The 24,384-nt window shown below is 66.9% G+C and carries 22 protein-coding genes; 8 read left to right on the top strand and 14 right to left on the bottom strand.

Annotated elements, in window-relative coordinates:
- Positions 1-243 precede the first annotated feature (243 nt).
- Both ACFTR6_RS07630 and ACFTR6_RS07625 read right to left on the bottom strand, forming a co-directional pair.
- On the bottom strand, positions 244-1,317 hold the full coding sequence (locus ACFTR6_RS07630) for a TM2 domain-containing protein (protein WP_377957433.1): 1,074 nt from the start codon (positions 1,315-1,317) through the stop codon (positions 244-246).
- 400 nt (positions 1,318-1,717) lie between these two features.
- Positions 1,718-2,134, bottom strand: coding sequence for an ester cyclase (locus tag ACFTR6_RS07625; protein WP_076798638.1), 417 nt, complete (start codon positions 2,132-2,134; stop codon positions 1,718-1,720).
- Positions 2,135-2,299: 165 nt separating this feature from the next.
- On the opposite strand from ACFTR6_RS07625, the gene ACFTR6_RS07620 reads away from it, so the two are divergent.
- The 4 genes from ACFTR6_RS07620 (at position 2,300) to ACFTR6_RS07605 (ending at position 6,850) form a co-directional block, all read left to right on the top strand.
- Entirely contained in the window at positions 2,300-2,620 is a 321-nt protein-coding gene (locus ACFTR6_RS07620) for a DUF1508 domain-containing protein (RefSeq protein WP_076798639.1), read from the top strand.
- Positions 2,621-2,802: 182 nt separating this feature from the next.
- Entirely contained in the window at positions 2,803-4,587 is a 1,785-nt protein-coding gene (locus tag ACFTR6_RS07615) for a RecQ family ATP-dependent DNA helicase (protein WP_377957432.1), read from the top strand.
- Positions 4,588-4,757: 170 nt separating this feature from the next.
- Positions 4,758-5,510, top strand: coding sequence for an ArsR/SmtB family transcription factor (locus tag ACFTR6_RS07610; protein WP_377957431.1), 753 nt, complete (start codon positions 4,758-4,760; stop codon positions 5,508-5,510).
- A 143-nt stretch (positions 5,511-5,653) separates the two neighbouring features.
- Positions 5,654-6,850, top strand: a complete 1,197-nt coding sequence (locus ACFTR6_RS07605; protein ID WP_377957430.1) for a TerC family protein — start codon at positions 5,654-5,656, stop codon at positions 6,848-6,850.
- A gap of 110 nt (positions 6,851-6,960) precedes the next feature.
- On the opposite strand, the gene ACFTR6_RS07600 is transcribed toward ACFTR6_RS07605, so the two are convergent.
- From ACFTR6_RS07600 to ACFTR6_RS07565, 8 genes are all read right to left on the bottom strand, one after another.
- The gene (locus ACFTR6_RS07600) at positions 6,961-8,031 is read right to left on the bottom strand and encodes a serine hydrolase domain-containing protein (protein WP_377957429.1); all 1,071 of its coding nucleotides are present in this window, start codon (positions 8,029-8,031) and stop codon (positions 6,961-6,963) included.
- 35 nt (positions 8,032-8,066) lie between these two features.
- On the bottom strand, positions 8,067-8,264 hold the full coding sequence (locus ACFTR6_RS07595) for a hypothetical protein (protein WP_076798641.1): 198 nt from the start codon (positions 8,262-8,264) through the stop codon (positions 8,067-8,069).
- Between the two features lie 101 nt (positions 8,265-8,365).
- Entirely contained in the window at positions 8,366-8,992 is a 627-nt protein-coding gene (gene eda, locus ACFTR6_RS07590) for a bifunctional 4-hydroxy-2-oxoglutarate aldolase/2-dehydro-3-deoxy-phosphogluconate aldolase (RefSeq protein WP_377957428.1), read from the bottom strand.
- A complete protein-coding gene (locus ACFTR6_RS07585) occupies positions 8,985-10,370 on the bottom strand; it encodes a mannitol dehydrogenase family protein (RefSeq protein WP_377957494.1) in 1,386 nt (461 codons plus the stop codon). The genes eda and ACFTR6_RS07585 overlap by 8 nt, the downstream gene beginning before the upstream one ends.
- A gap of 86 nt (positions 10,371-10,456) precedes the next feature.
- Complete coding sequence (locus tag ACFTR6_RS07580; RefSeq protein ID WP_377957493.1) at positions 10,457-11,413, bottom strand: PfkB family carbohydrate kinase; 957 nt, start codon at positions 11,411-11,413, stop codon at positions 10,457-10,459.
- A 38-nt stretch (positions 11,414-11,451) separates the two neighbouring features.
- Entirely contained in the window at positions 11,452-12,663 is a 1,212-nt protein-coding gene (manD, locus tag ACFTR6_RS07575; RefSeq protein ID WP_377957427.1) for a D-mannonate dehydratase ManD, read from the bottom strand.
- 95 nt (positions 12,664-12,758) lie between these two features.
- Positions 12,759-13,784 (bottom strand): L-idonate 5-dehydrogenase, encoded by a 1,026-nt coding sequence (locus ACFTR6_RS07570; RefSeq protein ID WP_377957426.1) that lies wholly within the window; start codon positions 13,782-13,784, stop codon positions 12,759-12,761.
- Positions 13,781-15,190: an MFS transporter gene (locus ACFTR6_RS07565; RefSeq protein ID WP_377957425.1), complete on the bottom strand. Its 1,410-nt coding sequence runs from the start codon at positions 15,188-15,190 to the stop codon at positions 13,781-13,783. Before ACFTR6_RS07565 ends, ACFTR6_RS07570 begins: the two co-directional genes overlap by 4 nt.
- A gap of 148 nt (positions 15,191-15,338) precedes the next feature.
- On the opposite strand from ACFTR6_RS07565, the gene ACFTR6_RS07560 reads away from it, so the two are divergent.
- Positions 15,339-16,070: a GntR family transcriptional regulator gene (locus ACFTR6_RS07560; RefSeq protein ID WP_377957424.1), complete on the top strand. Its 732-nt coding sequence runs from the start codon at positions 15,339-15,341 to the stop codon at positions 16,068-16,070.
- 103 nt (positions 16,071-16,173) lie between these two features.
- Here ACFTR6_RS07560 and ACFTR6_RS07555 read toward each other — a convergent pair whose 3' ends face one another.
- Positions 16,174-16,719: a YceI family protein gene (locus ACFTR6_RS07555; protein ID WP_377957423.1), complete on the bottom strand. Its 546-nt coding sequence runs from the start codon at positions 16,717-16,719 to the stop codon at positions 16,174-16,176.
- A 336-nt stretch (positions 16,720-17,055) separates the two neighbouring features.
- On the opposite strand from ACFTR6_RS07555, the gene ACFTR6_RS07550 reads away from it, so the two are divergent.
- Positions 17,056-17,790, top strand: a complete 735-nt coding sequence (locus ACFTR6_RS07550; protein ID WP_076798643.1) for an HNH endonuclease family protein — start codon at positions 17,056-17,058, stop codon at positions 17,788-17,790.
- Between the two features lie 25 nt (positions 17,791-17,815).
- On the opposite strand, the gene ACFTR6_RS07545 is transcribed toward ACFTR6_RS07550, so the two are convergent.
- Entirely contained in the window at positions 17,816-18,112 is a 297-nt protein-coding gene (locus ACFTR6_RS07545; protein ID WP_377957422.1) for a hypothetical protein, read from the bottom strand.
- Positions 18,113-18,256: 144 nt separating this feature from the next.
- Positions 18,257-19,468, bottom strand: a complete 1,212-nt coding sequence (gene fdhA, locus ACFTR6_RS07540; RefSeq protein ID WP_076798645.1) for a formaldehyde dehydrogenase, glutathione-independent — start codon at positions 19,466-19,468, stop codon at positions 18,257-18,259.
- A 328-nt stretch (positions 19,469-19,796) separates the two neighbouring features.
- Here fdhA and ACFTR6_RS07535 point away from each other — a divergent pair, with 328 nt between their 5' ends.
- Together ACFTR6_RS07535 and ACFTR6_RS07530 are read left to right on the top strand one after the other, a co-directional pair.
- Positions 19,797-20,099, top strand: coding sequence for a DUF1540 domain-containing protein (locus ACFTR6_RS07535; protein ID WP_076798646.1), 303 nt, complete (start codon positions 19,797-19,799; stop codon positions 20,097-20,099).
- A 134-nt stretch (positions 20,100-20,233) separates the two neighbouring features.
- Positions 20,234-24,019 (top strand): TM0106 family RecB-like putative nuclease, encoded by a 3,786-nt coding sequence (locus ACFTR6_RS07530; protein WP_377957421.1) that lies wholly within the window; start codon positions 20,234-20,236, stop codon positions 24,017-24,019.
- 30 nt (positions 24,020-24,049) lie between these two features.
- Here ACFTR6_RS07530 and ACFTR6_RS07525 read toward each other — a convergent pair whose 3' ends face one another.
- Complete coding sequence (locus ACFTR6_RS07525) at positions 24,050-24,352, bottom strand: acylphosphatase (RefSeq protein WP_377957420.1); 303 nt, start codon at positions 24,350-24,352, stop codon at positions 24,050-24,052.
- Positions 24,353-24,384: the final 32 nt, after the last annotated feature.

Genomic DNA, 24,384 nt, shown 5'->3' with positions numbered 1-24,384 from the left:
CTCGGCACCCGTAGCAGAGGCCCCGGAAAATTCTTCGCACATCTCTTTCGCCAGCCTCGAAGCCCCACTGCACTGTGCGGCTTGCATGCAAATTGTGCTCCCGGCCGGAATAAAGGGAAAGACCGAATTGCTGTTTTTCCTTTAAGCAGATGACCCCGCCGGACGGGGAATAAGGCCGAGTCCGGCGGGGCCACTGGCCACTTCTACTGCGGGGCTCGGCCCCTGAGGCAGACCCCGTACGTGCTACTTCGGCGTGATGGTCCAATCGCCGTCGGAGTTCACCTGGACGAAGCCCGGGGTGAGGGTCACGGTGCCGCTGTAGTCACCGGCCTTGTTGACAGCGAGCTCGGGAACCTCACTGCCGAAGCCCTGCACCACGAAGGTGCCCTCACCCTTATTGGTGATGGCCGCTTTGTCGGTGAGCACGTCCCAGAACAGAACCTGGTCGCCGTGGCCCGACACCTTTTCCGTCGAGGAGGGCACGCTGTCGATGTCCTCGATCTTCAGCGTCCACGCGGAGTCGGCGCTGATGTTGAATTCAGTCGTGGGCACGCCGGCGCTGGTGTCCACCAGGTGCGAGCCGGTGTACTCGCCGGTGGTGTTGACCAGCAGAATTTCCGCACCGTTGGTCTCGAGCGACGTGCTGCCGCTGCAGGCTTCGCAGGTGAACGTGACCACGGCCGGGAGTCCCTTAAGGTCAACTGTCTTGACGGCATCGCCGTTGCCGGTCAGTGTCTGCGCCTCGAGGTGCGGGCGGTCCTCCCCTGCCGCTGCTTCACCTGTGGTGGTCGGCTCGGCGGAAGTAGCGGCGCTCTCCTGGGTCACCGGCGCCGCGGACACAATCGGCGGCGTGGCAGCCTGCCGAACGAGCGCGGCAGCAGCAATGCCGGCGAACACGCCGATCACCAGGTTGACCACCAGAAGGACAACCGTCACCAGAAGGGCCACCTTCTTATACTGCGCGTACCCCGCCAGCGGCCGGCGGTTCTTGTCGGTCTGCCTTCCGGCCAGGGTAATGATCAGGTCCACGAGCGACCAGATGCCAAAGCCGCCCAGCGTCAGCAGCTTGGCGATGCCGGTGCCGATCTTGCCGAGGTAGAAGCGGTCCACGCCCAGCCCGCCCAGCAGCAGCGAGAACAGCCACGTGGCCACGAAGGACTTCTGCGGCTCCGCTCCATACTGCCCGGGGAAGGTTCCGTACTGCCCCGGAGACGCCTGCCCAGCGATCTGCCCGTCCAACAACTGCCCGTTCGCATACTGCGGCGCGCCGTAGGTGGTGTAGTCGGAGGGCGGAGGGGTTGGGCCGGGGAGGCTCATTGCGGTCCTTTCAGGGCAGGCGACGGCAGGGGTCACCGAGGTGGCGGAGTGAGGAAGAAGGGTGGGCAGTGCTGAGGGGTGGGGCGGAAGGCTTGTTAGTTCACCGGATAAGAACGCCGCGTGAGCGGAAATCCTGTGGTGAATGACACGTCGCCGGGCGGCGGGCACATGGCTTCAATTGGCCTGTTTTCTTAAGGCTTCATGGCTTGCACATCTGCTGCTGACCCCCCGATTGACGCTTTGGCGTCACCGCCCCCTGAAGGGATAATACAGGCCTTCCGGAGGGCAGGCGGGGACGCCACGGCGCGTCCCCGGCGACGCGCCGTTAAGACGTACGACGACGACGGCCACCGCCCGCCGTCGTCGTACTTTTTCTCTCTGTTCGGGCTGGATCCCGGCCTTACTTTGGAACCGCTCCGATCTGCTGCATGAGGCTCAGGGTGTCGGTGGAACCCCAGTGTTCGGTGACCTTGCCGTCCTCGACGCGAATAATGTCGGTGCCCGAGAATTCAACCGTCTTGCCGGACGCCGGGACGCCCGCGAAGTCACCGGAGTGCGTCCCGGCCAGCGTCACATAGCCGGCTTCCAGATTCCCGTCGGCGAGCGCCGGTTCGGTTGTCTTGACTGTGATGTCCGGGAAGCCGGTCCGCACCGCATTGGCATAGAAACGCACGCCCTCCTTGCCAGCAGGCTGCCCAGGCAGAGCTTCCTCATGATCGACGTAATCGTCCGCTACCAGCTCGTCGATGAGTGAGAAGTTCCCGCCGACGATTACCTCAGTGTAAAAGCGCTTGATCAGTCCATTTCCGCCAGCCATTTTCCGTCTCCTTTCAGGTGTATGGCAGTTGCATTGTCCTCTCGCCCCGGTGCCGCATCAATGGCCAATTGCTTCCCGAAATCAGCGGCGCGTCCGGGCAGGAATGGGTTCAAAATGTACCTAGGGGACATACCAGGAAACGCACCACGAACGGAGGGCATTGTCATGGCTGGACACTTCGAAATCATCGATGCTTCGGGCGGCGGCTTCCGGGTCAGGCTTCTGGATGGCACAGGGAACCTGGTGGCGACCTCGGTCGAGTACCCCACCAAGCAGGCGGCTGTTGCCGGAATTTCCTACACGAGGGAGATCGCCGGAACAGGCCTCATCCGCGACATGAGCCGTGGCGGCCACGGTGAAATCATCATCCCCAAGTCCAGGCTCAGCCACGCAGCCGTAAGGCTCCACTCCCACACGCGGTTCCCGGCAGCGGACCGGGCCGAAGCGGTCCGAGGACCATCATTCCGAGGGGGCCGGCCGTACTGACGGGTCTCCCGTGACTGAGCGAGTGCGGTGGGCTTATACCGGCCTGACACGGCGGGCTTGAACTGGGGCTGACCCCCGGGCGGCCTGACCCGGCCGGCATGACGTTGGGGCGGGCCTGGGACTAGGGTGGATTCACGGCTGAAGACACCCGGCCCCAGGAACGCCCCTATGGAGCTGCCACCATGACCGAAGCCCTCGCCCCTGCCACGGGAAGTCACGAAGCCGCCCCAACTGGCGCAGCCTCTGAAGCCGCCGCCACCAGTGCCGACCCCGGTCCAGCCGAAGCCCTCCGCCGCATCGCCGCCGACAGGCTCGGCCTCTCCCACCTCCGCGACGGCCAGCTCGCCGGCATGAGCGCCCTTGTCTCCGGCCAGGACGTCCTCGCCGTAATGCCCACCGGTTACGGCAAGTCGGCCATCTACCAGGTGGCCGCGCTCTTCATCCACGGCGGCCACGGCGAAACCGCTGCAGACAGCGCAAGGCGCGGTCCCGCCGTCGTGGTTTCCCCGTTGATCGCCCTGCAGGAAGACCAGCTGGACGGCCTGCTGGAAGACCTGGGCGGGGCGACCGCCGTCGCCATTAACTCGGGCCGCAGGGATTCCGAGGTGGAGGAGGCGTGGGATGCGGCCGAGCGGGGCGAGGCCGCGTTCCTGTTCCTGGCCCCGGAGCAGCTGGCCAAGCCGGAGACCGTGGAACGGCTGGTGGCGCTGGATGTTCCGCTGTTCGTGGTGGACGAGGCGCACTGCGTCTCCTCCTGGGGACACGACTTCCGCCCCGACTACCTGCGCCTGGGCGAGGTCCGCGCGCAGCTGGGCAACCCGACCGTTGCCGCGCTGACGGCCACCGCCTCTCCCCCGGTGCGTGACGAAATCCAGCAGCGCCTGCGCATGAAGGACCCGCTGGTGCTGGTCCACGGCTTCGACCGGCCGAACATCCGGCTCGACGTCGTCCGGCACCTTGAGGACAGGGACAAGCAGCGCGCGGTGGTGGAGCAGGCCGCCGAGCTGCATGCCCGTCGGAAGGGTCCGGGACTGCTCTACGCCGCCACGCGCAAGGACACCGAAACCTACGCCGAGGAGCTGGCCGAGCACGGGCTCCGTGCCGCGGCGTACCACGCCGGGCGGAAGCAAAGCGAGCGGGACGAGGTGCACCAGCAGTTCCTCGACGACGAACTGGACGTGGTGGTGGCCACCACGGCGTTCGGCATGGGCATCGACAAGCCCAACGTCCGCTTCGTGATCCACGCCGACATTCCCGAGTCCCTGGACGCCTACTACCAGGAGATCGGGCGCTCGGGCCGCGATGGCGAACCGGCTTCCGCCGTCCTGCACTACCGGCCCGAGGACCTGGGCCTGCGCAAGTTCTTCGGCACCCACAAGCCGGACGAGGAAGCCTTGCTCGCCGCCCTCACCGCCCTGCGCGCCGCCGATGGCCCCGTCACGCAGAAGGCGCTGGCCGCGGAAACCGGCATCCCCACGCGCCGGCTCACCGGCCTGCTGAACCAGCTGCAGGAGACGCGGTCCGTCAAGACCCTCAAGCGCGGCATCCGGCTGGAAACGGACGCCAAACTGCCCAAGGTGGTGGAGCACGCCGTCGAACTCGCAGAAGCACGCCAGCGCGTGGACCGCTCGCGGATCGAGATGGCGCGCGGCTACGCGGAGACTGACGCCTGCCGGCGCCAATTCCTGCTGGGCTACTTCGGCGAGGACCTGCCCGAGCCGTGCGGCAACTGCGACAACTGCGCCGACGGTTCGGCTTATGAGGAGGATTACGACGACGGCGCTGCCGCCGCCGCGGGCGGCGAACCGTTCCCGCTCCAGTCCGCAGTGGTGCACAAGGAGTGGGGCGCGGGCATCGTGATGCGCCACGAGGAGGACGTGATCACGGTGCTGTTCGAACAGGAGGGCTACAAGACGCTCTCCCGCCAGGCCGTCACGGACGGGAAGCTGCTGACGCTAGCCACGTGACGCCGTCGTCCTTCCCCCTTGTCACCCAACCGCCGCCTGCCCACCCAACTGACTGGCATTAGGCGTCGTTTTGGGGCGTCAAAACGACAACTATTGCGAGTTACTTGGGGACGTAGCGCCTCTCTCGGGAGCCGTTGACATGTGACCAAATGGTCACCTATTCTGGCCGTGTGGACGCCGTATTCAAGGCTCTCGCCGACCCCATCCGCAGGGACCTGCTGGACGCGCTCTTCCGCGAGGACGGCCAGACCCTCGGCGCACTGGAGGCCCGGTTCGAGATCACCCGGTTCGGCGTCATGAAGCACCTTAAGATCCTGGAAGAGGCCGGCCTCGTGGTGACCAGGCGCCGCGGCCGCGAGAAACTGCACTTCCTCAATCCGGTGCCCATCAGGCTCGTCCATGACCGCTGGGTGAGCAAATATGCAGAACCATGGGCCGCTGCGCTTAGCGACCTCAAGACCCGATTGGAAAGTCCCATGGAAAAGATCTTCGAAATCTACATCAAGACCACTCCGGAACGGCTCTGGGAAGCCATCACGGACAGCAATATCCGCAGCAAGTACCAGTTCGGCATGAACATTGAATCGGACTGGTCGCCGGGATCCCGGTTCGAGATGCGCCCCAACGGAGGTGACCTCCTGGGCGAGGGCGAAAACCTCGAGGTCGATCCCCCGCGGCGGCTGGTGCAGACCATGCGCGCGCTCTGGGGCGAGGACGTCAAGGCCGAGGGCACCTCCCGGGTCACCTGGGAAATCGAGTCTGTGGGTGACGACTCCTGCCACCTCACCGTCACGCACGACCAACTGCGTGAAGGCGCCAACGATCAGCTCTACGGCGGTTGGCCGATGATCCTCTCCGGCCTGAAGACGTGGCTCGAGACCGGGGAAAGGCTCACCACGCCAGGCTCGCTGATGTACGGCTGAGTCCCCGGATAGGCGGCCCCAACTGACTGGCAATAGTTGCCGTTTTGGACCCTCAAAACGGCAACAACTGCCAGTCAGTTGGGAAGGCTCTGTAGGGTTGATTCCAAGCGCTCCGCCCGAATGACCTTCAGGAAAGAGGCAGCATGGAAGTTCCCCTTATCGTCTGGATCCTCACGATCGCCGGAATCGCCGCGCTTCTGGTGTTCGATTTCTTCTTCCACGTCCGGAAGGCCCACACCCCGTCGCTGAAGGAATCAGCAATTTGGTCCGCCCTCTACGTGGGCCTGGCCCTCGCGTTCGGCCTGGGCGTCTGGCTCTTCGGCGGCACCAAGATGGGCACCGAGTATTTCGCCGGCTACGTGACGGAGAAGGCGCTGTCCGTGGACAACCTCTTCGTCTTCCTCATCATCATGGCCAGCTTCAAGGTGCCGCGCGCCGACCAGCAGAAGGTGCTCCTGTTCGGCATCGTCTTCTCGCTGCTCGCCCGGACCGGCTTCATCTTCCTCGGTGCGGCGCTGATCAACAGCTTCGCCTGGGTGTTCTACATCTTTGGCCTGATCCTGCTGGTCACCGCAGGCAACCTGCTCAAGCCGGACAACCACGACGAGGAAACCGAAACCCTCACCGTCCGGCTCGCCAAGAAGTTCCTCCCGGCATCCGAGCATTTCGACGGCGACAAGCTCTTCACCGTGGTGGACGGCAAGAAGGTCCTCACGCCGATGCTCCTGGTAATGGTGGCCATCGGCGCAACGGACATTCTGTTCGCGCTGGACTCCATCCCGGCCATCTTCGGCCTGACGCAGAACGTGTTCATCGTCTTCACGGCCACGGCGTTCTCGCTGATGGGCCTGCGGCAGCTGTTCTTCCTCATCGACGAACTCCTCGACCGGCTCATCTACCTCTCCTACGGCCTCGCCGCCATCCTCGGCTTCATCGGTGTGAAGCTGATCCTGCACGCCCTGCACGAAAACAACCTGCCGTTCATCAACGACGGCCAACATGTCAACGTCATCGAGATCAGCACCGGCACGTCGCTCAGCGTGATCCTCGGCGTCCTCATCGTCACCATCGTGGGCTCCCTGCTCAGCCCCAAGGGCAAGGCCAAGACCATGGTCTCCGGCGCCAGGCGGCACGCCACCACATATGTGGACCTCAACTACGAGACGGACATTGCCGAACGCGAGCGGATCTTCCAGAAGCTGGTCCACGAGGAACAGGAGCTCAAGAGGCTCCCGGAGAAGTACAAGCGGCTGATCCGGAACGAGATCGAGTTCATGAACCTCATCCGCCAGGCACACGCAGAGCACGACCAGGCACTGGAGCGCGCCGGCGAAAAGTAACCCCCACACTATCCGGGGTCCCTCCCGCAGGGTTCCCTGGCTGTGGAGCCGCTCCGGCGAGGGCCCCAGCCCGAGCTTGCGAGGGCAGGGGCCGGTGCGGACTTGCGAGGTTAGGGCGCGGGTGGGAGGTCCGCCAGGAGCCGGAAGCCGTGGCGGTCCACGGGTGCCGCCGTCGCCGTCGAAAGTACGACGCCGGTCCCCGCCTTCCGGTCCAGTCCCACCCAGGAGCGGAAACCGCCGGTGCCGCCGTTGTGCCAGGTAACCGTGCGGCCCTTCGTCTCCAGGGTCATCCAGCCGGCTCCGATACGGGCGGCCGGTCCGGCGAAGTTCGCCACCGGCTCCAGCGCCGCAAGGCCCGGCGCTCCGCCCTCAGTCCCTGCTCCGTCCTGTCCTGAACCGCCGAGCAGGGCCTGCACAAGCTTGGCCATGTCGGTGATGGAGGCACGGATGTCGCCGGCCGGGGCAACCGCCTCACCGGTCCACGGCTGCATCACTCTGCCTGACCGGCTCCGGCCGGCGACTGCCGTCGGACGCACCTCAGCGGCAGTGGCGGGCGCGTAAACAGAATCCAGCCCAAGCGGAACTGCGAGCCGCTCGCGGAGAAGGTCCCGGAAGCGCAGGCCAGCTCCGGCGGCGACGGCATGGCCCAGGAGCTCGAAGCCGAAGTTGGAGTAGCGCGGGTGCGGAACGGAGAGACTAACAGTCCGGGCCTGGGTGAGCAGTTCCGCCAGGGTCTCGCCGTAGGGATTGGCGCCGCGCAGCATCAGGGCAAGCGTGCGCCGGAGTGTGCCCGACTGACGGGGCAGCCGCGGCAGGCCGGAGGAATGCCGGCTCAGGGAGGCCAAGGTGACGGCCGCGGCTGGGCAGTCGCCGAGCGGCAACCGATCCCCCAGCACGGTGTCCGGACGCAATTCGCCCCGGTTTAGAGCGTCAACATAGAGCAACCCGGTGATCCCCTTGGATACCGAACCGATCTCGAAGTCAGCAGCAAGGGAGGCGCCGCGACTCGCCACGGCAGCCTCCCCTGCGGAAACAGTGGCCGCGGCAAACACCGGGTGTCCGCGGCCCAGGGCCTTTCGTACTTGTTCGAATAGTCGTGCGTCGCCATGGACCTCTGCGTCGCCGGCAGACCGTTCGCCGGCCATGCGGTCACCGACGTTTTCACCGTGCAATTCGCTCACGGTGCCATTCAGTCACGGCGACGCGGGCATGGCAATTAGTGCCTGTGGAGGAAGTGGCGGATCTTGTCGCCGAGTCCTTCAACGGTGCGGCCGCGGCCCATGGAAGGCGTACGTCCGGTGGTGTAGGGCCTGGTGCCCCGCGTGTATCCGCGTGTGTATCCGCCGGTGGTTCCGTGCGTGGTCCGTCCGGAGAGTTTTCCTGCGGCATTCCTGATCATGTTGCCCAAGTTCATGGTGAACTCCTTTGGTTGTGCGTCTGTTCAGGCTGGACCGGTTTTGGGACCGGTCTTTCCCGACTCTACGCCCGCCCACCGGGCATGGCTACCACTGAGTATCAGGCGCGGAGCGCTGCAGCTTCCCGCGCAAGGTCAGTGATCTGCTGCCAGTTCCCGCGTTCGACGGCGGTACGCGGCGTCAGCCAGCTGCCGCCGACGCAGCTGACGTTCGCCAGCTTGAGGTAGTCGGGTGCCGTGGCGAGGCTGATGCCGCCGGTGGGACAGAACGTCACCTGCGGGACGGGCGCCCCGATGGCGGCCAGGTACGACGGGCCGCCGGCAGGACCGGCCGGGAAGAACTTCATGGTGTCCAGCCCGCGCTCCAGCACGGCCATCACCTCGCCCACCGTGGCCACACCCGGCAGGACCGGCACCTCGAGGGATAGCATGTGGTCCAGCAGCGCCGGAGTGACGCCCGGGCTGACCAGGAACTGCGCACCGGCCGCCACGGCGTCGTCCGCCTGGCCCGGACTCAGGATGGTGCCGGCGCCGACCAGGATGTCCGGCACCTCGTTGGCGATGGCCTTCAGCGAGGTCAGTGCCGTGTCCGTCCGCAGCGTGAGCTCGATGATCCGGACGCCGCCGTCGGCCAGGGCCCGGGCCACCGGAACCGCATGCTGCGGGTCCTCGATGGTCACCACGGGGATGACCGGGGAAACGTTCAGAACGTTGGTGGCGTCAGCCATGGGTGATCTCATTTCTCAGGCCGTCCAGCCCGTGCGTGTCGATGATGCTGTACCAGTGGATGAGGAGGCCCGCGAAGCCGGGGTGTGCCGCGAGTTCGGGATGAAAGACGCTGCGGCAGCCCAGCAGCGCGGGGACCACGTCAGCCGCGGACCGCGAGGCGGCCAGCGCCACGGAGAGCTCTGCAGCGAGGGGATCGTTCAGCTCGTCCGCAGAGGTGGCGGCAACGTGTCGCATCCAGGCGGCGACGGCGAGCGCCGCCCACCGGGGTTCGCGGCCGGCGTCGAGGTTGCCGCGCACGGTGGAGAGGAGGCGCAGGCCGATCTTCTGGGATCCGTCGCTTCCCACCTTGGCCGTGGTGTGGCCTAGGGCGGGGTTGGCGAACCGGGTCAACACCTGGGCGCAGTACTCGTCCGCGTCCAGGCCCTGCGGGAGCTGGATGGTGGGCAGGACGTCCTCGGCCATCATGCGCCGGGCTGCCGTGAAAAACGCCTCCTCGGCGACGGCGTCGCTGATGGTTTCCTTACCTGCGGCGAGGCCGAGGTAGGCCAGCAGCGAATGGCTGGCGTTCAGCAGCCGCAGCTTCGCCGCCTCCCAGGCGGCGACGTCGCTGCTGAACAGCGCGCCGGCGTCCTCCCATCGCGGGCGGGCGGCGGCGAAGTTGTCCTCGATCACCCACTGCATGAACGGCTCGGCCACCACGGCGGCCTCATCCCGCAGCCCCAGTTCACGTTCGACGGCGTCCAAGTCACCCGCCGTCGTGGCCGGCACCATCCGGTCCACCATGGTGCTGGGGAACGTGACGTTGGCATCCAGCCAGGCGAGCAGCGGCTCGGACTCGGCAGGCGGCAGTGCACTACCGAACGCACGGACCAGCGTCCGGGTCAGTTCGCCGTTCCCGGGAAGGTTGTCGCACGAGACCACGGTAAGGGGACCGGCACCGGTGCGGGAACGCTGCTGGAGCCCGCGGGCGATCTGCCCGATGGCCGTGAGCGGCGCACACCCGTCAAGGTCCGCCCGGACCTCCGCGTCCTCCAGGTTGAGGGAGCCCGTCTGCGGGTCGATGCGGTAGCCCTTCTCCGTGATGGTCAGCGTGACCACCAGCGTCTCCGGTGCGGCGATCCGGTCCACCACCGCGGCAGGGTTGTCCCGTCCGGAGATCGCGTCGACGATACTGGACACCACGCGGAGCGGCGCCGCGCCTTCGCCCCGTTCGGCCACGGTGAACAGGCCGTCCTGCGGTGCGAGCTGCCGTGCCACGGTGTCCGAGCGCTGGGTGACACCGGTAATGCCCCAGCCGGTTTCCCCGGTGGCCAGCATGGCGTTCTCGGTGAAGACGGCGGTGTGTGCGCGGGCGAAGGCACCCAGGCCGAGGTGCACGATGCCGGGCTTCAGGCCGTTGACCCGGAGCGCGGCGCCGGGGAACTCGGCGCCGCCGGGCACGCCGCTGCCGAGGGTGCCATTGCTCAGGCGTGCCACGAGAGATCCCCTTCCGGAGTCCCCAAGGCCTGTGCCCCGAGGGTCTCTGCCCCGAGGGCGTGGGCGCGGGTCTCCTCGAAGCTCGGAATGAAGCCTGTGCCGCCCTTGCCGCTCACCACGAGTGATGCCGCGGCGGCCCCGTATTGGGAAGCCTCGGGAAAGGTGTCGCCGAGCACCAGCCGCGCAGTCAGCGTGCCCACGAAGGCGTCCCCGGCTCCGGTCTGGTCCACCACCGCCGGTGCAGGAATGGCGTCGATCCATGCCGACTCGGTGCCGCTTTCCAGCTGGATGCCCTTGGACCCGCACGTCACGGCGACGTTGGCGGTGCCGAGTGAGCGCAACTTGGCGGCGGCTTCGGCGGGCGTGGCGGTGCACAGCAGCGCGGACGTCTCGCCGGGAAACGAGGGCGTCACGAGGAAAGCCTGGGGCGCAAGCCCGGTGACGGCCGCCGTCGCGTCCTCCAGCGAGGTGAGCCGCGGGCGGTAGTTGGGATCGAAGACGAAGCGGCGGGACACCTCGGCTGCCCGGAACACGGCGGCGCGGGAGGTCGCCGAGATGGCGCAGGCGATGCCGCCGGCGATCACGGCGCCGGCCGAGGCGAACACGCCGGAGTCGACGTCGTCCGGCCCCAGGGTGGAGCCGACGCTGCCGCTGCGCGCATAGGAGAACTCGCGCTGCCCGTCGGGGTCGCAGTGCACCAGGTACACGCCTTGCTGGCCGCGGCGGAACCTGAGCAGTTCAGTGGAAATGCCGAGTTCAGCGATCCGTGCGGCGACCGCCTGGCCGAGGTCGTCGTCGGGCAGTACTGCCAGCAGCGCGGTGTGGGCACCGGCCGCAGCGGCTGCTGCGGCCACATTCAGCGCGTCGCCGGAGATGCCGAGCTGCGCCGGAACGCCGTGCCCGAACGGGACGTCGGTGGCCACCTCGAGGAGGATCTCCCCCATGGCGACAACGTCAAACGGCTTTGCTTCTGTCGGGTTAGTCACCAGTCATGCACCGACCCGTCGAGGCGGCGGTTGATGGGCAGGTACTTGGGGTCGAACGGGAACGCGGCGGCCGCTTCCTCGTCGAACTGAACACCCAGGCCGGGGGCGTCGCCGGGGTGCATATAGCCGTCCGTGAAGGTGTAGGAGGTCTTGAACACCTCGTTGGCGGGCTCGCGGTGGCCCATGTACTCCTGGACGCCGAAGTTGGGGATGCTCATGTCCACGTGCAGGGCGGCGGCGAAGGACACCGGCGAGAGGTCGCCGGCGCCGTGCGAGCCGGAACGGACGCCGTACAGGTCAGCCAGGGAGAAGATCCGGCGCAGGTGCGTGATGCCGCCCGAGTGCGAGACGGAGGTGCGGATGTAGTCGATCAGGCGTTCGGTGATCAGCTGCTGACAGTCCCAGATTGAGTTGAACACCTCACCGACGGCGATCGGCGTGGTGGTGTGCTGGCGGATCAGGCGGAACGCGGACTGGTCCTCGGCCGGCGTCGGATCCTCGATCCAGAACGGGCGGTACGGCTCCAGCGAGGCGCCCAGGCGGCCGGCCTCGATCGGTGTCAGCCGGTGGTGCACGTCATGCAGGACGTGGACGCCGTAGCCGAACTGCTCCCGCACGTGCGCCATCATCTTCGGCGCGAAGTCCAGGTACGCGCTGGTCTCCCACAGGTCCTCCTGGGGGATGTTGCCGCTGGCGGGCTCGTACGTCTTGCCGTCCACCGGCGCGATGCCGTAGGTCTTCTCCAGCCCCGGCACGGCAGCCTGCGCGCGGATGGCCTTGTAGCCGAGGTCCAGGTGGTGCTGGAAGTCGGCGCTGAGATCGTCAAGGGAGGAGCCGCTGGCGTGGCCGTAGACCATGACGCCCTCGCGGGCCGCGCCGCCGAGCAGTTCGTACACCGGCATGCCGGCGGCCTTGCCCTTGATGTCCCAAAGCGCGACGTCGATCGCGGCGATCGCTGTCATGGTCACCGGTCCGCGGCGCCAGTAGGCACCCTTGTAGAAGTACTGCCAGGTGTCCTCGATGCGGCGGGCGTCGCGGCCGATCAGGAGCGGGCAGAGGTGCTCGGACAGGTAGGACGCCACAGCGAGTTCACGTCCGTTGAGGGTGGCGTCGCCGATGCCGGTAATCCCGTCCTCGGTCTCGATAACGAGCGTGACGTAATTCCGTCCTGGCGACGAAACCACTACGCGTGCGTCGGTGATCTTCACTGGCTGGTCCTTTTACTTCGTGGGAGGCGTTCAAGTAGCTCGCAGTAGATGTCGTTTTGAGGGCTCAGAACGACATCTACTGCGAGTCAGTTGGGTCAGGAGAGGCGGAGCATGACCTTGCTGCTGCCGGCGGCAGGGTCGGCGGAGACCCGCATGGCTTCCGCGGCCTGGTCGATGCCGAACTTGTGGGTGATGACGGGTGAAACATCCAGGCCTTCGGACATCGCCTTGAGCGCGTCGGTGATCTCGTCCGCGAACCGGTACGAGCCGATCCAGGTGATCTCCCGCGTCACGAGGTCTCCGAGTGCGGCCGGGGCCGGCGCGCCGGGCAGGTTGCCCACCTGGACGATGGTCCCGCCGCGGGCCGTGGCCCGGAGCACGCCGCCCAACACAGCCGGGATGCCGGTGGCTTCGAAGACGAGCTCCATGTCCTCCGGCAGCGTCGCCCCATCCGAAAGGTTGCGGACCTCGTCAGCGCCCATGGCCGACGCGATCTTCAGCGAGGCGTCGTTGATATCCGTGGCGATGACCGTCCGGGCACCCGCGTATTTGGCGGCCGCGACCACCAGCGAGCCGATCGGACCGGCGCCGTTGACCAGCACGTCCCGGCCGGTCAAGTCACCGGCGCGGCCAGCCGCGTGAAGGGCGACGGCGAGTGGTTCGGCGAGTGCCCCACGCAGGGTGTCCACGCCGTCCGGAAGCGGACGGATCTGCGACGCGCGGACCAGCTTCCGTTCGCTGAAGCCGCCGTCGGTGTGGGGATCGAAGGCTGCCGATCCGAAGTACCGGATCTGCGGGTACGGGTTGGTCCGGCCGCTGAGCCGCTCGGGCATGATCCCGTCCCCCACCAGTTCGGCGGGATGGACGGTGACCGGCTGGCCGACGTCGAGGTTTTCGACGCCGTCGCCCAGCTGGGCGATGCGGCCTGCCACCTCGTGGCCGAGGACGAGCGGGGCCTTCAGCTGCGCGGTTCCCGAGGCGCCGTGGCGCCAGTAGGAAAGGTCAGAGCCGCAGATCCCGCCCCATTCGACGTCGAGGACCACTTCCCCCGGCCCGGCGACGGGCTCGGGACGGTTGTCGATGCGGAGATCGTTGGCGCCGTGGACAACTACGGCTTTCATACTGCGTCTTCCAGGCGGACCATGTCGCGGCCGCGGACCTCGGGGCCGACCGCGGCGGACACCAGCGTGATGAGCGAGTAGCCAATGAGCATGGCGGCCAGCGGCCACCAGTGTCCGGTGACGGCGGTGAGCGTAGCGGCGAGGATGGGGCCGATGGCGGTGGCAAGGATGCCGCCGATCTCCTTGGCCAGTGCCAGCTGGGTGAAGCGGGTGCGCGCTCCGAAGAATTCGGCCATGGTGACGCTCTCCATCGAGAAGAGGCTCAGCACGCCCAGGTTCAGGCCGACGACGACGCCGATCGTGACGAGCGTCGGGTCCCCGCTGGTGACCATGAGCATCATGGGGATGGCGAACAGCGCGGTGAGGGTGCTCAGCACCAGGTACAGCGGCCGGCGGCCGAAGCGGTCACCCAGGATGCCGATCAGCGGGATGGTGGCGAAGCCGATGATCGAGCCGATCATGATGGCCGTGGTGCCGATGGACTTGTTCATGAGCAGCACGGTGGCCAGGTAGCCGATGAGGAAGGTCTGGATGAGGCCGGAGTTGCCGGCCTGTCCGAAGCGGAGGCCGAGGGCGATGAGGAAGGACTTGCCCTTGCGCTGGTGCAGTGCGGCTTCGATCGTGCTGGTGGAGTGGGTCGTGCTCCGGGACTGGGTGGCATCGCTGGCCGTCTCGGCGGCAAGGTCGCGCTTGGCGATTGCGACGCCGTCCACGACGTCCTCACGCTGTTCGAACACCGGGCTCTCCTTGAGGGAGCGGCGGATCCAGACGGCGAAGATCATCAGCAGGAAGCTGGCCAGGAACGGGATGCGCCAGCCCCAGCTGAGCAGTTGCTCCTCGGAGAGCACTGCCACCAGGATGGCCCAGAGCGCGGAGGCTGCGAGCGTGCCGGAGTTGGTGCCGAGGCAGACAAGCGAGGAGATGAGGCCGCGACGGCGGGCCGGGGCGTACTCGGCCAGCATCACCGTGGCACCCGCGATCTCGGCGCCGGCTCCGAAGCCCTGGATCAGGCGCAGCGCAACGAGCAGGATGGGCGCCCAGATGCCGATCATGGCGTAGGTGGGCAGGACGCCGATCAGGGTGGTGGACGCACCCATCAGGGCGATAGTGATGAAGAGGACCTTCTTACGGCCGATCCTGTCGCCCATCCGGCCGAAGTAGACGGCGCCTACAAGGCGGGCCACATAGCCGACGCCATAGGTTGCCATCGCTGCAATGAGGCCGATGACCGGGCTCACGTCCGGGAAGAAAATCTTGTTGAAGACGATGGCCGCGGCCAGCGAGTAGAGCTGGAAGTCCATGAACTCCATGGCGGTTCCCAGCCAGCCCGAGACAGCCACCTTCGCGAGGTCGCGGGTGGTCCGTGTTTCGGTCTTGGCTGAGGGCGGTGCGATGCTCTCGGTCATCAATTGCTCCTTTGCAGGCGATGAAGAAGGGGAGTTGGAGAGTTTCTGCCTGATAGTGGCCGGGGACGTAGAGGTGTCCGGCGGTGGCTTGCTGACTACCATACAAGCACTACCATTCTAGTTTGTCAAGGGTGGCTAGACTGGATGCATGGCAACCGGCAGACCTGAAAAAGGGCACTCTCCGCGGCTTTCCGTGCGGGATCAGACACTGGACACACTCCGGCGTCGCATCATTTCCCTGCAGCTCCCTCCTGGAGAGCCGCTCTCCGAGAACGAGCTCGCCCAGGAACTGGGCGTCAGCCGGACGCCCGTGCGCGAAAGCCTCATCCTGCTGCGCGAGGAAGGCCTGGTGCAGGTGTTCCCACAGATAGGGTCGTTCGTCTCCCTGGTGGATCTGGGCCGTGTGGCTGAGGCTCAATTCGTCCGCGAGGCCATCGAATGCGCTTCCCTACAGGACGCTGTGGTCGACGCCGCGGGCCTGGCAGGGCTTCGGGAGATCCTGGCTGCGCAGCGTGACGCGGAAGCTGCCGGCGACGTCGAGGAGTTCTTCCGGCTCGATGAGGACTTCCACCGCGAGCTCCTGCGGCTGGCAGGGCACGAGTCCGCGTGGACCGCGGTCAACTCGGCCAAAGCCCACCTGGATCGTGCTCGGCGCCTCAGCCTGATCGACACCCGGCCCGTGTCCACGCTGATCGACCAGCACACCGCGGTGGTGGACGCGCTCGAAGCCAACAACCGCCCCGAAGCCGACAGCTCACTGCGGCTGCACCTGCGCGGCGTCTTCGAGGACGTCAAGCGCATCCAGGCATCATCGCCCGAGCTCTTCTCGGACGGCACAGCCTCGCGCCCAGTAAGGCGCAGCATCGCCCGGCTTTCCTAAACACCGTTCGGCCCGTCGGGTCTGACATCCTCCGCGTGCTCGGTCGCAAAGGGGCCGCCGCTGGATGTTAGGCCCCGACGGGCCGGCAGTTGAGATGTGCGGCCTACGCCTGCTTGACCAGGGCGGCCTCGAGGTTGATCTTCACCTTGTCGCTGACCAGGAGTCCGCCTGCTTCGAGCGCGGCGTTCCAGGTCAGGCCGAACTCCTTGCGGCTGATTTCGGCCTCGGCCGAGAAGCCGGCGCGGGTGGCGCCGAAGGGGTCGACAGCAACCCCGCTGAACTCGACCTCGAGTTCAACCGGTTTGGTGATGCCCTTGATGGTGAGGTCGCCCGTCAGCGTGTAGTCCTCGCCGTCGCCATCGATGTGCGTGCCCTTGAAGGTCATCTCGGGGAACTTCGCGACGTCGAAGAAATCCTCGTTCTTCACGTGGGCGTCACGGTTGGCGTCGCCGGAGTCGAAGCTGGCGGTTTTCACGGTGGCGTGCAATGACGAGTCGGCCAGGGAGTCCCGCACATGGGCTTCGGCGGTTGCTTCACGGAACCGCCCGCGGACCTTGCTGATTCCGGCGTGCCGGACGCTGAAGCCGATTTCACTGTGGGACATATCGAGTGTCCAGATGCCGGGGGTCAGGCCTGCGGGAAGAGTCATGGCGCATCTCCTTTGAAGGAAAAACCTGCTGGTCAGTGCGGGTTCAACACTGGTTTAGGCGGGCGGGGAAGTCAAGGATGAGAACCTTCACCAGATACTCCTAGCCAATTTTCAGGAAACCTCCCCTAGGCTAGGAGCAGGCCCACCGCGTATCCCCCATCCGGGGTGGTCCTGCCGCTAGGAGTAGCCCCGCAAGCCGATTTGGCAGTGCGGGGCTCTCCGCGTTTTGGGCACATCAGTTTTGGGCAGCTATCCGCGTGGCACCGCCAACTCCATCCGGCCGGCCAGTACAGTCGATCGTTGAATCGAGAACCAGCGCCACGGGAGTAAACCGACTTGCACCACGCACCACCCCGCGGAAGGAACTGGTTCACAGCCGGGGCCCTTGCCGCCGTCATCCTGGCCACCACAGCCTGTGGCGGGGTCATCAGCGCAACCCGGCAGCCGACGTCGGACGCTGTTCCTGGCGGGTCAGCCGGCAGCACAGCAGGGTACGCCAAAGCGGCCGACCTCCTCGCCGCCCTGCCCGTCAAGGGCCGCGCACCGAAAACCGGCTACGACCGGGAGGAATTCGGCCCGGCCTGGTCAGACACTGACCACAACGGCTGCGACACGCGCAACGACATCCTGGCCCGCGACCTCAAAAGGACCACCTTCAAGCCGGGAACGAAGGACTGCATCGTCCTGACCGGATCCCTGGCGGATCCCTACACAGCCACAACCATCGCCTTCACCCGCGGCAACAAAACCAGCAGCGCGGTCCAGATCGACCACGTCGTTGCCCTCAGTGACGCATGGCAGAAGGGCGCCCAAGGGCTCAGCAAGGCGCAGCGGACAGCGTTCGCCAACGATCCCCTGAACCTGCTGGCCGTTTCCGGCCCCGCCAACCAGCAGAAGTCCGACGGCGACGCCGCCACCTGGCTGCCGGGCAGCAGGGCCTACCGCTGCCCCTACGTGGCGCGCCAGATTTCGGTCAAGGCCAAGTACAAGCTGTGGGTGACCCAGGCCGAACGTACCGCGATGGCCACAGTCCTGGCCCAGTGCGGCGGCACGGTCGCGGGAAGCAAATAAGGCGCCGGAAGCAAGTGAGCGCCGCTCAGCCCTGCTCCGGCAGCTCACCCGCGAACGGGTAGTCTTCCTCGTCGTTGCCGGGCGTACCCGCGGCCTGCTCAATGGCGTCTGCCTCAGCCGCTTCCTCGGCGGAGAGCTCGGGGACTGCTCCCGGACCGTTGGACCTCAGCGGAGTCCGCTGCTCCAGGGCGTCCGCCTCGGGAACGTCCACAGGCAACGGCTGCTGCTCCTCCTCCCCGGACTCCCCGCCCGCCGCTTGGCGCTGTTCAAACGCATCGGTCTCCGGCACTTCGAGGGGTGTTTCATCAGGCTGGCTGTTCATGGATCTCCTCCTGTGGCTAGGTGGGCCGTTCCATGAGTCTGGTCCTCCTCCGCCATGACGGCAATGGGGCCGCCTGCTCCCCGGCCGCTCGGCCGGAACTGCAGGCGGCCCGCACCGCTGCCCTGCCTCAGCTCCGTCGCTGTGTCAGCTGAGGTATCCGTTCGGGTTCAGCACGTACTTCGTGGCTGCACCGGCGTCGAACTCGGCGTACCCCTTCGGTGCCTCCTCCAGCGGAATCGGCTTGGCGTTGACGTTCTTGGCGATGCTCACCCGGTCGTTCAGGATGGCCATCATCAGCTGCCGGTTGTACTTCATCACCGGACACTGCCCCGTGGTGAAGCTCAGCGACTTCGCCCAGCCCGTGCCGAGGCTCAGGCTTAGTGCACCCTTCTTTGCTGCCTCGTCGATGCCGCCCGGGTCACCCGTCACATACAGCCCGGGAATACCCAGGGCGCCGCCTGCGGCTGTGATGTCCATCAGCGAATTCAGCACGGTGGCCGGTGCCTCCTTGGCACCCTGGCCGTGGCCCTTCGCCTCGAAGCCCACGGCATCCACGGCGCAGTCCACCTCGGGCACCCCCAGGATCTGCTCAATCTGCTCCTGCGGCCCGCCCTTGGTAAGGTCTACCGTCTCGCAGCCGAAGCTGCGGGCCTGCGCCAGCCGGTCGCTGTTCATGTCGCCCACAATTACGACGGCGGCACCCAGCAAATGCGCGCTTGTCGCCGCTGCCAGTCCAACCGGACCGGCACCCGCGACGTATACGGTGGAACCGACGCCGACCCCCGCCGACACGGCGCCGTGGAAGCCCGTGGGGAAGATGTCCGAGAGCATGGCAAGATCCAGGATCTTCTCCATGGCCTTGTCCTTATCCGGGAACTTGAGCAGGTTCCAGTCCGCGTACGGCACCAGCACGTAGTTGGCCTGGCCGCCCACCCAGCCGCCCATGTCCACGTAGCCGTAGGCACTGCCCGGCCGGTCCGGGTTCACGTTGAGGCAGATGCCGGTCTTGCGCTCCTTGCAGTTCCGGCAGCGGCCGCAGGAAATATTGAACGGCACGGAGCAGATGTCCCCGACCTTGATGAATTCGACGCCGGGCCCAACTTCCACCACCTCGCCGGTGATTTCGTGGCCCAACACCAGGTCCGGCGGTGCCGTGGTCCGCCCGCGGACCATGTGCTGGTCCGACCCGCAGATGTTGGTGGCTACTGTCTTGATGATCGCGCCGTGGGGAACCTGGCGCCCCACGTTGGCCGGATTAACACCCGGCCCGTCCTTAAGTTCAAAAGTGGGGTAATCGATGTCGATGACCTCCACCTTGCCGGGTCCCTTGTAGGCAACGGCTTTGTTCCCTTCCATCTCTTTCCTCCTGGCGTCACAGACCCTTCCCCGTGAAGAGTCGGCGGTGAATTCATGAGTGTTGTGATGCGCCCTCCAGGGCATTCCCCTGAAAGGCCGGACGACGCCGTCGGGCCTTAAAAGGTGGAGGGTGACGCCAGTCTAGAACGGACCCGCCACATGGTCCATGGGTGCCGGGCAGTAAATTGAGAGCGCGCACTCAGGGGTTGGATTGCAGGAATTAGGGCAATTACGCAACACAATTGGGTCTTTTTGATGCCGCCCGTCGGGCCTAGTTTGGGAACAGCGAGTCGCCCAGCCGGGGCGTCCGAAACTTTGGAGGAATCCCATGAGCACGCATGTAGCAGATTGCAGCGTCACCAACTGCTCCTTCAACGACCACTCCGAATGTAACGCCGAGGCCATCACGGTCGCCGGAACCACTGACCACGCCTCCTGCGCCACGTTTATCGATACCGGCATCCACGGCGGCCTTCCGAAGGTCCTCGCCGGCGTCGGAGCCTGCCAGCGGTCCGAATGCGTCCACAACGACCACCTCATGTGCCAGGCACCGGAAGTCCACGTTGGCCCCGGGCCGGACAACGCCGACTGCCTCACCTACTCCCACAACGGCAAGAATCCCGTCCACTGACCCGCACAGGCATGTAGGGTCCCCCATTGGCTGCAGCTCCCGGCCGGCGGCGCTTGATTGTCATAGCCTCTTGCTAGATTCAAATCAGCGCACCGGGAACCGTCCCGGAGCAAGGCTGCCAATGGGGAGGCCCCATGTTCCTGCTCGATCCAACCACGCCGGGAGCACCTGCTGACCTGGTGTTCTCCGCCAGCGATCTCGTGGCCGCGAGCGAGTGTGAGTACCGCACGCTCCGGATCCTCGACGAGAAGCTGGGCCGTTCCCCCAAGGCCGATTTTCCCGCCGACGAAATGCAGGCGCGGGCCGGCAAGCTCGGCGACCTCCACGAGCACAAGGTGCTTGCCGGCCTCATCGACGCCCACGGGGTCTGGGACGAGGCGAGCGGCACGGGGGTTTACTCGATGGACCGCGGAACCACCAGCAGGGCGGATCTCGCGGACAAAGCCCGGGAAACCGCCGCTGTCCTCCGCGCCGGTGCCGACGTCGTCTTCCAGGCCACGTTCTTCGACGGCGAGTTCATGGGCTACGCGGACTTCCTGGTGAAGGAGGACCCTGCATTTGAGAACGCCGTGCGGGGGGCGGCTGGCCCGGCAGGCCCGTCCTTGTCTGGCCAGGAGCGGAATGCCCACCCGCGGTACGCGGTCTGGGACACGAAGCTGGCGCGGCACGCCAAAGTGGGCGCTCTGCTGCAGCTGGCCGCGTACGGCGACCAGCTGATCGGGCTCGGGCTGGACCCCGCCCCGCGCGTCACCCTGGTGCTGGGCAACATGGAGCGCAGTTCCCACTCACTGGCCGATCTGCTGCCTGTGTACCGCGAGCGGCGGGCGCGCTTCCGTGAACTCACCGCGGCCCACCGGAACGCGGACGCCCCCGTGGCGTGGCAGCAGCCCGGCGTGACTTACTGCGGCAGGTGCGATTACTGCGCCGAGCAGGTGGCCGCGCACCGGGACCTGCTGATGGTCGCGGGCATGTCGTCCGTCCAGCGGAAGAAGCTGGCTGCAGACGGCATCACCACCATCGATGCCCTCGCCGAACTGCCTCTGCACCTGGCCACAGGTTCACGCCGGCGCCTGCGTGACCAGGCCAGGATGCAGACCGGGCTGGAGAAACCCGACGGCTCCCGGACCTTCGTGAAGGACGGCCAGCCCCACACCGTGACGTACAAGGTGCTGGCGGACAACGCGCTGGGCGGCATCCCTGCCCCGAGTGAAGGCGACATCTTCTTCGACTTCGAAGGCGACCCCCTCTGGCAGGACCCGGCCGGACAGTGGGGCCTGGAGTACCTCTTCGGCGTGATCGAGGCACCGCTGCCCACTGATCCGCCGGGCCAGGACCCGGTGTTCCGGCCATTCTGGGCCCACTCGCGTGCAGGCGAACGGCAGGCCTTCCTGGACTTCCTCGCCTACGTGGAGGAACGCCGGGCGCGGTATCCGGACATGCACGTCTACCATTACGCGCCCTACGAAAAGACAGCCCTGCGCAACCTTTCGCTGAACCACGTTGCCGGCGAGGATGTGGTGGACTCGTGGCTGCGGGACGGGCTCCTGGTGGACCTCTACGCCACGGTCCGGCATTCACTCCGGATTTCCGAGGCCTCATACTCCATCAAGAAACTCGAGCCCCTGTACATGGGTGACCACCTGCGGTCCGGTGACGTCAAGGATGCCGGCGCTTCCGTCGTGGCCTACGCCGCCTACTGCGAGGCGCGCGACGCCGGCCCGGAAACGCAGGCGGTAGCAGCCGCCATCCTGGCCTCAATTTCCGATTACAACCAATACGACTGCCTCTCCACGCTCCGCCTTCGGGACTGGCTTCTGGAGTTGCGCGGTAATGCGCCTGCCGCTCCTGACCGGGTCAGCGCCGGGACGGCAGCCGGCGCGGCGATGGCGGCGGCTGCGGGGACAGCCTCCGGAGCGGCGACGGCGGACGGTTCCCCAACGCCGTCGGACGCTGTTCCGGACGGGGAACCGTCGCCGGAGGAAGAAGCCCTGCGCGCCTTCATGGACGCCATTCCTGACCACCGCGAGCTGACGCCCGACGAGCAGGCAGTGGCCATGGTCGCCGCGGCCACCGGCTATCACCGCCGGGAGCGCAAACAGTTCTGGTGGGAGCACTTCGACCGCCTCGAAGCCGAGGTCGACAGGTGGCGGGACCAGCGGAACGTGTTCATCGTCGAAGCCGCCGAGGTGGTCTCGGACTGGGCGCCGCCCACCCCCCGGGCCCGGACGGAGTCCCGCACCCTGCGGCTCACGGGGATCATGAGCGAAGGCTCGGAGTTCAAGCCCGGCTCCACCTGGTTCCGGATGTTCGAGGACCCGCTGCCCGACGGGCTCGGCGAGGTCGACGGCGGGCGGACCCCGCGCCGCGCTGCAGGTCAGCCGGCAGGCACCGCTGCAGCGCCCGGCGCGGCCGGCACGCCGCCCTCCCGCGACGGCATCTTCGGGACGCTGGTGGAGGCCGTCGAGGACCATCCCCAGCAGCCTGGCCGGACCGTCATCACCATCACAGAGAAGTCCACGGGAAAGGTACCGCCGTACTTCCAGCTGCCCATGGCGCTGACCGACGACCGCCCCATTCCCACCATCAGCATCGAGGCGGCGCTGGCGGAACTCGCACAGCTCGTCGGTTCATCCCTGCCGGAACTTCCCAAGCATGCCGGCGTGGACATCCTCCGCCGATCGGCACCCCGGCTGGCCGGCGTCCAGGGCCTGCCCGCAGTGGGCAACGACGCCAACGGAAACGCCGACTACGTGTCGGCCATAACCTCGGCACTGCAACACCTGGACCGCTCGTACCTCGCGGTGCAGGGACCTCCGGGTACCGGGAAGACGTTCGTCGGCTCCCACGTCATAGCCCGGCTCGTGCAGGCCGGCTGGAAGGTGGGCGTGGTCGCCCAGTCGCACGCCGTCGTCGAAAACATGCTCTGCACGGCCATCGAAAAGGCGGGGGTGGACCGCGCCTTGGTGGCCAAGAGGCTTTCACAGCCGCACGATGTGCCGTGGACGTGCGTGGCCGACGAGGACATCGCCCGGCTCCTGGAGACCGACGGCGGCTGCCTGGTGGGCGGAACGGCCTGGACCATGACCGGCAGGCACGTGCCTGCGGGGGCGCTGGACCTGCTGGTCATTGACGAGGCCGGCCAATACTCGCTGGCCAACACCCTGGCCGTGGCCCGGTCGGCCCAGCGGCTGCTGCTGCTCGGAGACCCGCAGCAGCTTCCCCAGGTCACCCAGGGCTCCCATCCGGAGCCCGTTGACGAGTCCGCGCTCGGATGGCTGTCCGCCGGGCATGCCACGATGCCCGCCGAGCTCGGCTACTTCCTCGCCGATTCCTGGCGGATGCATCCGGAGCTGTGCCGCAAGGTCTCGGTCCTCAGCTACGACGGCCGGCTGGAATCCGCACCGGCGGCATCCCGGCGCCATCTCGACGGCGTGCCGCCCGGCGTGGAAACCGTCCTCGTCCAGCATGCAGGCAACACCACAGGTTCAGCGGAGGAGGCGGCAGCGGTCGTCGGACTGGCACGCGAGCACATCGGGCTCAAGTGGACGCCGGGAAAGGACGAGCCGGTCCGGCGGCTGGAAGCCAAGGACATCCTGGTGGTGGCCGCATACAACGCCCAGGTGCAGGCCATCCGGCACGCCCTGGACCACGAGGGCCTGGCGGATGTGCGGGTGGGAACGGTGGACAAGTTCCAGGGCCAGGAGGCGCCCGTGGTGCTAGTGTCCATGGCATGCTCGGCGATTGCTGAGGCACCGCGCGGAGCCGAGTTCCTGCTCAACCGCAACCGCATCAACGTGGCGGTGTCCCGTGGCCAGTGGCGGGCCGTGATCGTCCGCTCCCCCGAGCTCACGAACTACATGCCGTCACGGCCGTTCGCGCTTGAGGAACTCGGGGCGTTCCTGGGACTCAGCCAGGGCTGAACCGGCTGGTTGAACCCAGCCTTCAGGAACTCAGCTGACCACTTGGAAGCTCCGGAATCCGCCTTCGGCCGGCGAAACCTTCTCGTCGACGTGCGCCACCCTGCCCGGAGCCTGGGATGAACCCAACCACCGCCGGAATTCCACGATGTCGGGCTGCGGGCCTTCGGCGACGACGGCGACCGAACCGTCGTCGTCGTTCCTGACTGAACCGGTCAGCCCCAGCTCGTCGGCCTTGCGAGCAGTCCAGTACCGGAACCCCACTCCCTGGACCATGCCGGTAACCCGTGCGGTGAGGCGGACGCTGTCCGGGTCGGCTGCCTTCGAGTCAGTCATGGAACCAATGTAGCCCCGGCCGGCAGGGTACC

The organism is Arthrobacter sp. NPDC057009 (assembly GCF_042673905.1).
Lineage (GTDB): Bacteria > Actinomycetota > Actinomycetes > Actinomycetales > Micrococcaceae > Arthrobacter.
Note: the sequence above shows the minus strand (reverse complement) of the source record. Positions and strands in the feature narration are given on the sequence as shown.

Bases quoted from the DNA above. Each gene is read 5' to 3' on its own strand.
- ACFTR6_RS07535 (WP_076798646.1), top strand. From the start codon at position 19,797: ATGAGCACGCATGTAGCAGATTGCAGCGTCACCAACTGCTCCTTCAAC.
- ACFTR6_RS07565 (WP_377957425.1), bottom strand. From the start codon at position 15,190: ATGACCGAGAGCATCGCACCGCCCTCAGCCAAGACCGAAACACGGACC.
- ACFTR6_RS07525 (WP_377957420.1), bottom strand. From the start codon at position 24,352: ATGACTGACTCGAAGGCAGCCGACCCGGACAGCGTCCGCCTCACCGCA.
- ACFTR6_RS07545 (WP_377957422.1), bottom strand. From the start codon at position 18,112: ATGAACAGCCAGCCTGATGAAACACCCCTCGAAGTGCCGGAGACCGAT.
- ACFTR6_RS07615 (WP_377957432.1), top strand. From the start codon at position 2,803: ATGACCGAAGCCCTCGCCCCTGCCACGGGAAGTCACGAAGCCGCCCCA.
- ACFTR6_RS07620 (WP_076798639.1), top strand. From the start codon at position 2,300: ATGGCTGGACACTTCGAAATCATCGATGCTTCGGGCGGCGGCTTCCGG.
- ACFTR6_RS07625 (WP_076798638.1), bottom strand. From the start codon at position 2,134: ATGGCTGGCGGAAATGGACTGATCAAGCGCTTTTACACTGAGGTAATC.
- ACFTR6_RS07580 (WP_377957493.1), bottom strand. From the start codon at position 11,413: ATGGGGGAGATCCTCCTCGAGGTGGCCACCGACGTCCCGTTCGGGCAC.
- ACFTR6_RS07595 (WP_076798641.1), bottom strand. From the start codon at position 8,264: ATGAACTTGGGCAACATGATCAGGAATGCCGCAGGAAAACTCTCCGGA.
- ACFTR6_RS07605 (WP_377957430.1), top strand. From the start codon at position 5,654: ATGGAAGTTCCCCTTATCGTCTGGATCCTCACGATCGCCGGAATCGCC.
- fdhA (WP_076798645.1), bottom strand. From the start codon at position 19,468: ATGGAAGGGAACAAAGCCGTTGCCTACAAGGGACCCGGCAAGGTGGAG.
- ACFTR6_RS07530 (WP_377957421.1), top strand. From the start codon at position 20,234: ATGTTCCTGCTCGATCCAACCACGCCGGGAGCACCTGCTGACCTGGTG.
- eda (WP_377957428.1), bottom strand. From the start codon at position 8,992: ATGGCTGACGCCACCAACGTTCTGAACGTTTCCCCGGTCATCCCCGTG.
- ACFTR6_RS07570 (WP_377957426.1), bottom strand. From the start codon at position 13,784: ATGAAAGCCGTAGTTGTCCACGGCGCCAACGATCTCCGCATCGACAAC.
- ACFTR6_RS07560 (WP_377957424.1), top strand. From the start codon at position 15,339: ATGGCAACCGGCAGACCTGAAAAAGGGCACTCTCCGCGGCTTTCCGTG.
- ACFTR6_RS07630 (WP_377957433.1), bottom strand. From the start codon at position 1,317: ATGAGCCTCCCCGGCCCAACCCCTCCGCCCTCCGACTACACCACCTAC.
- ACFTR6_RS07555 (WP_377957423.1), bottom strand. From the start codon at position 16,719: ATGACTCTTCCCGCAGGCCTGACCCCCGGCATCTGGACACTCGATATG.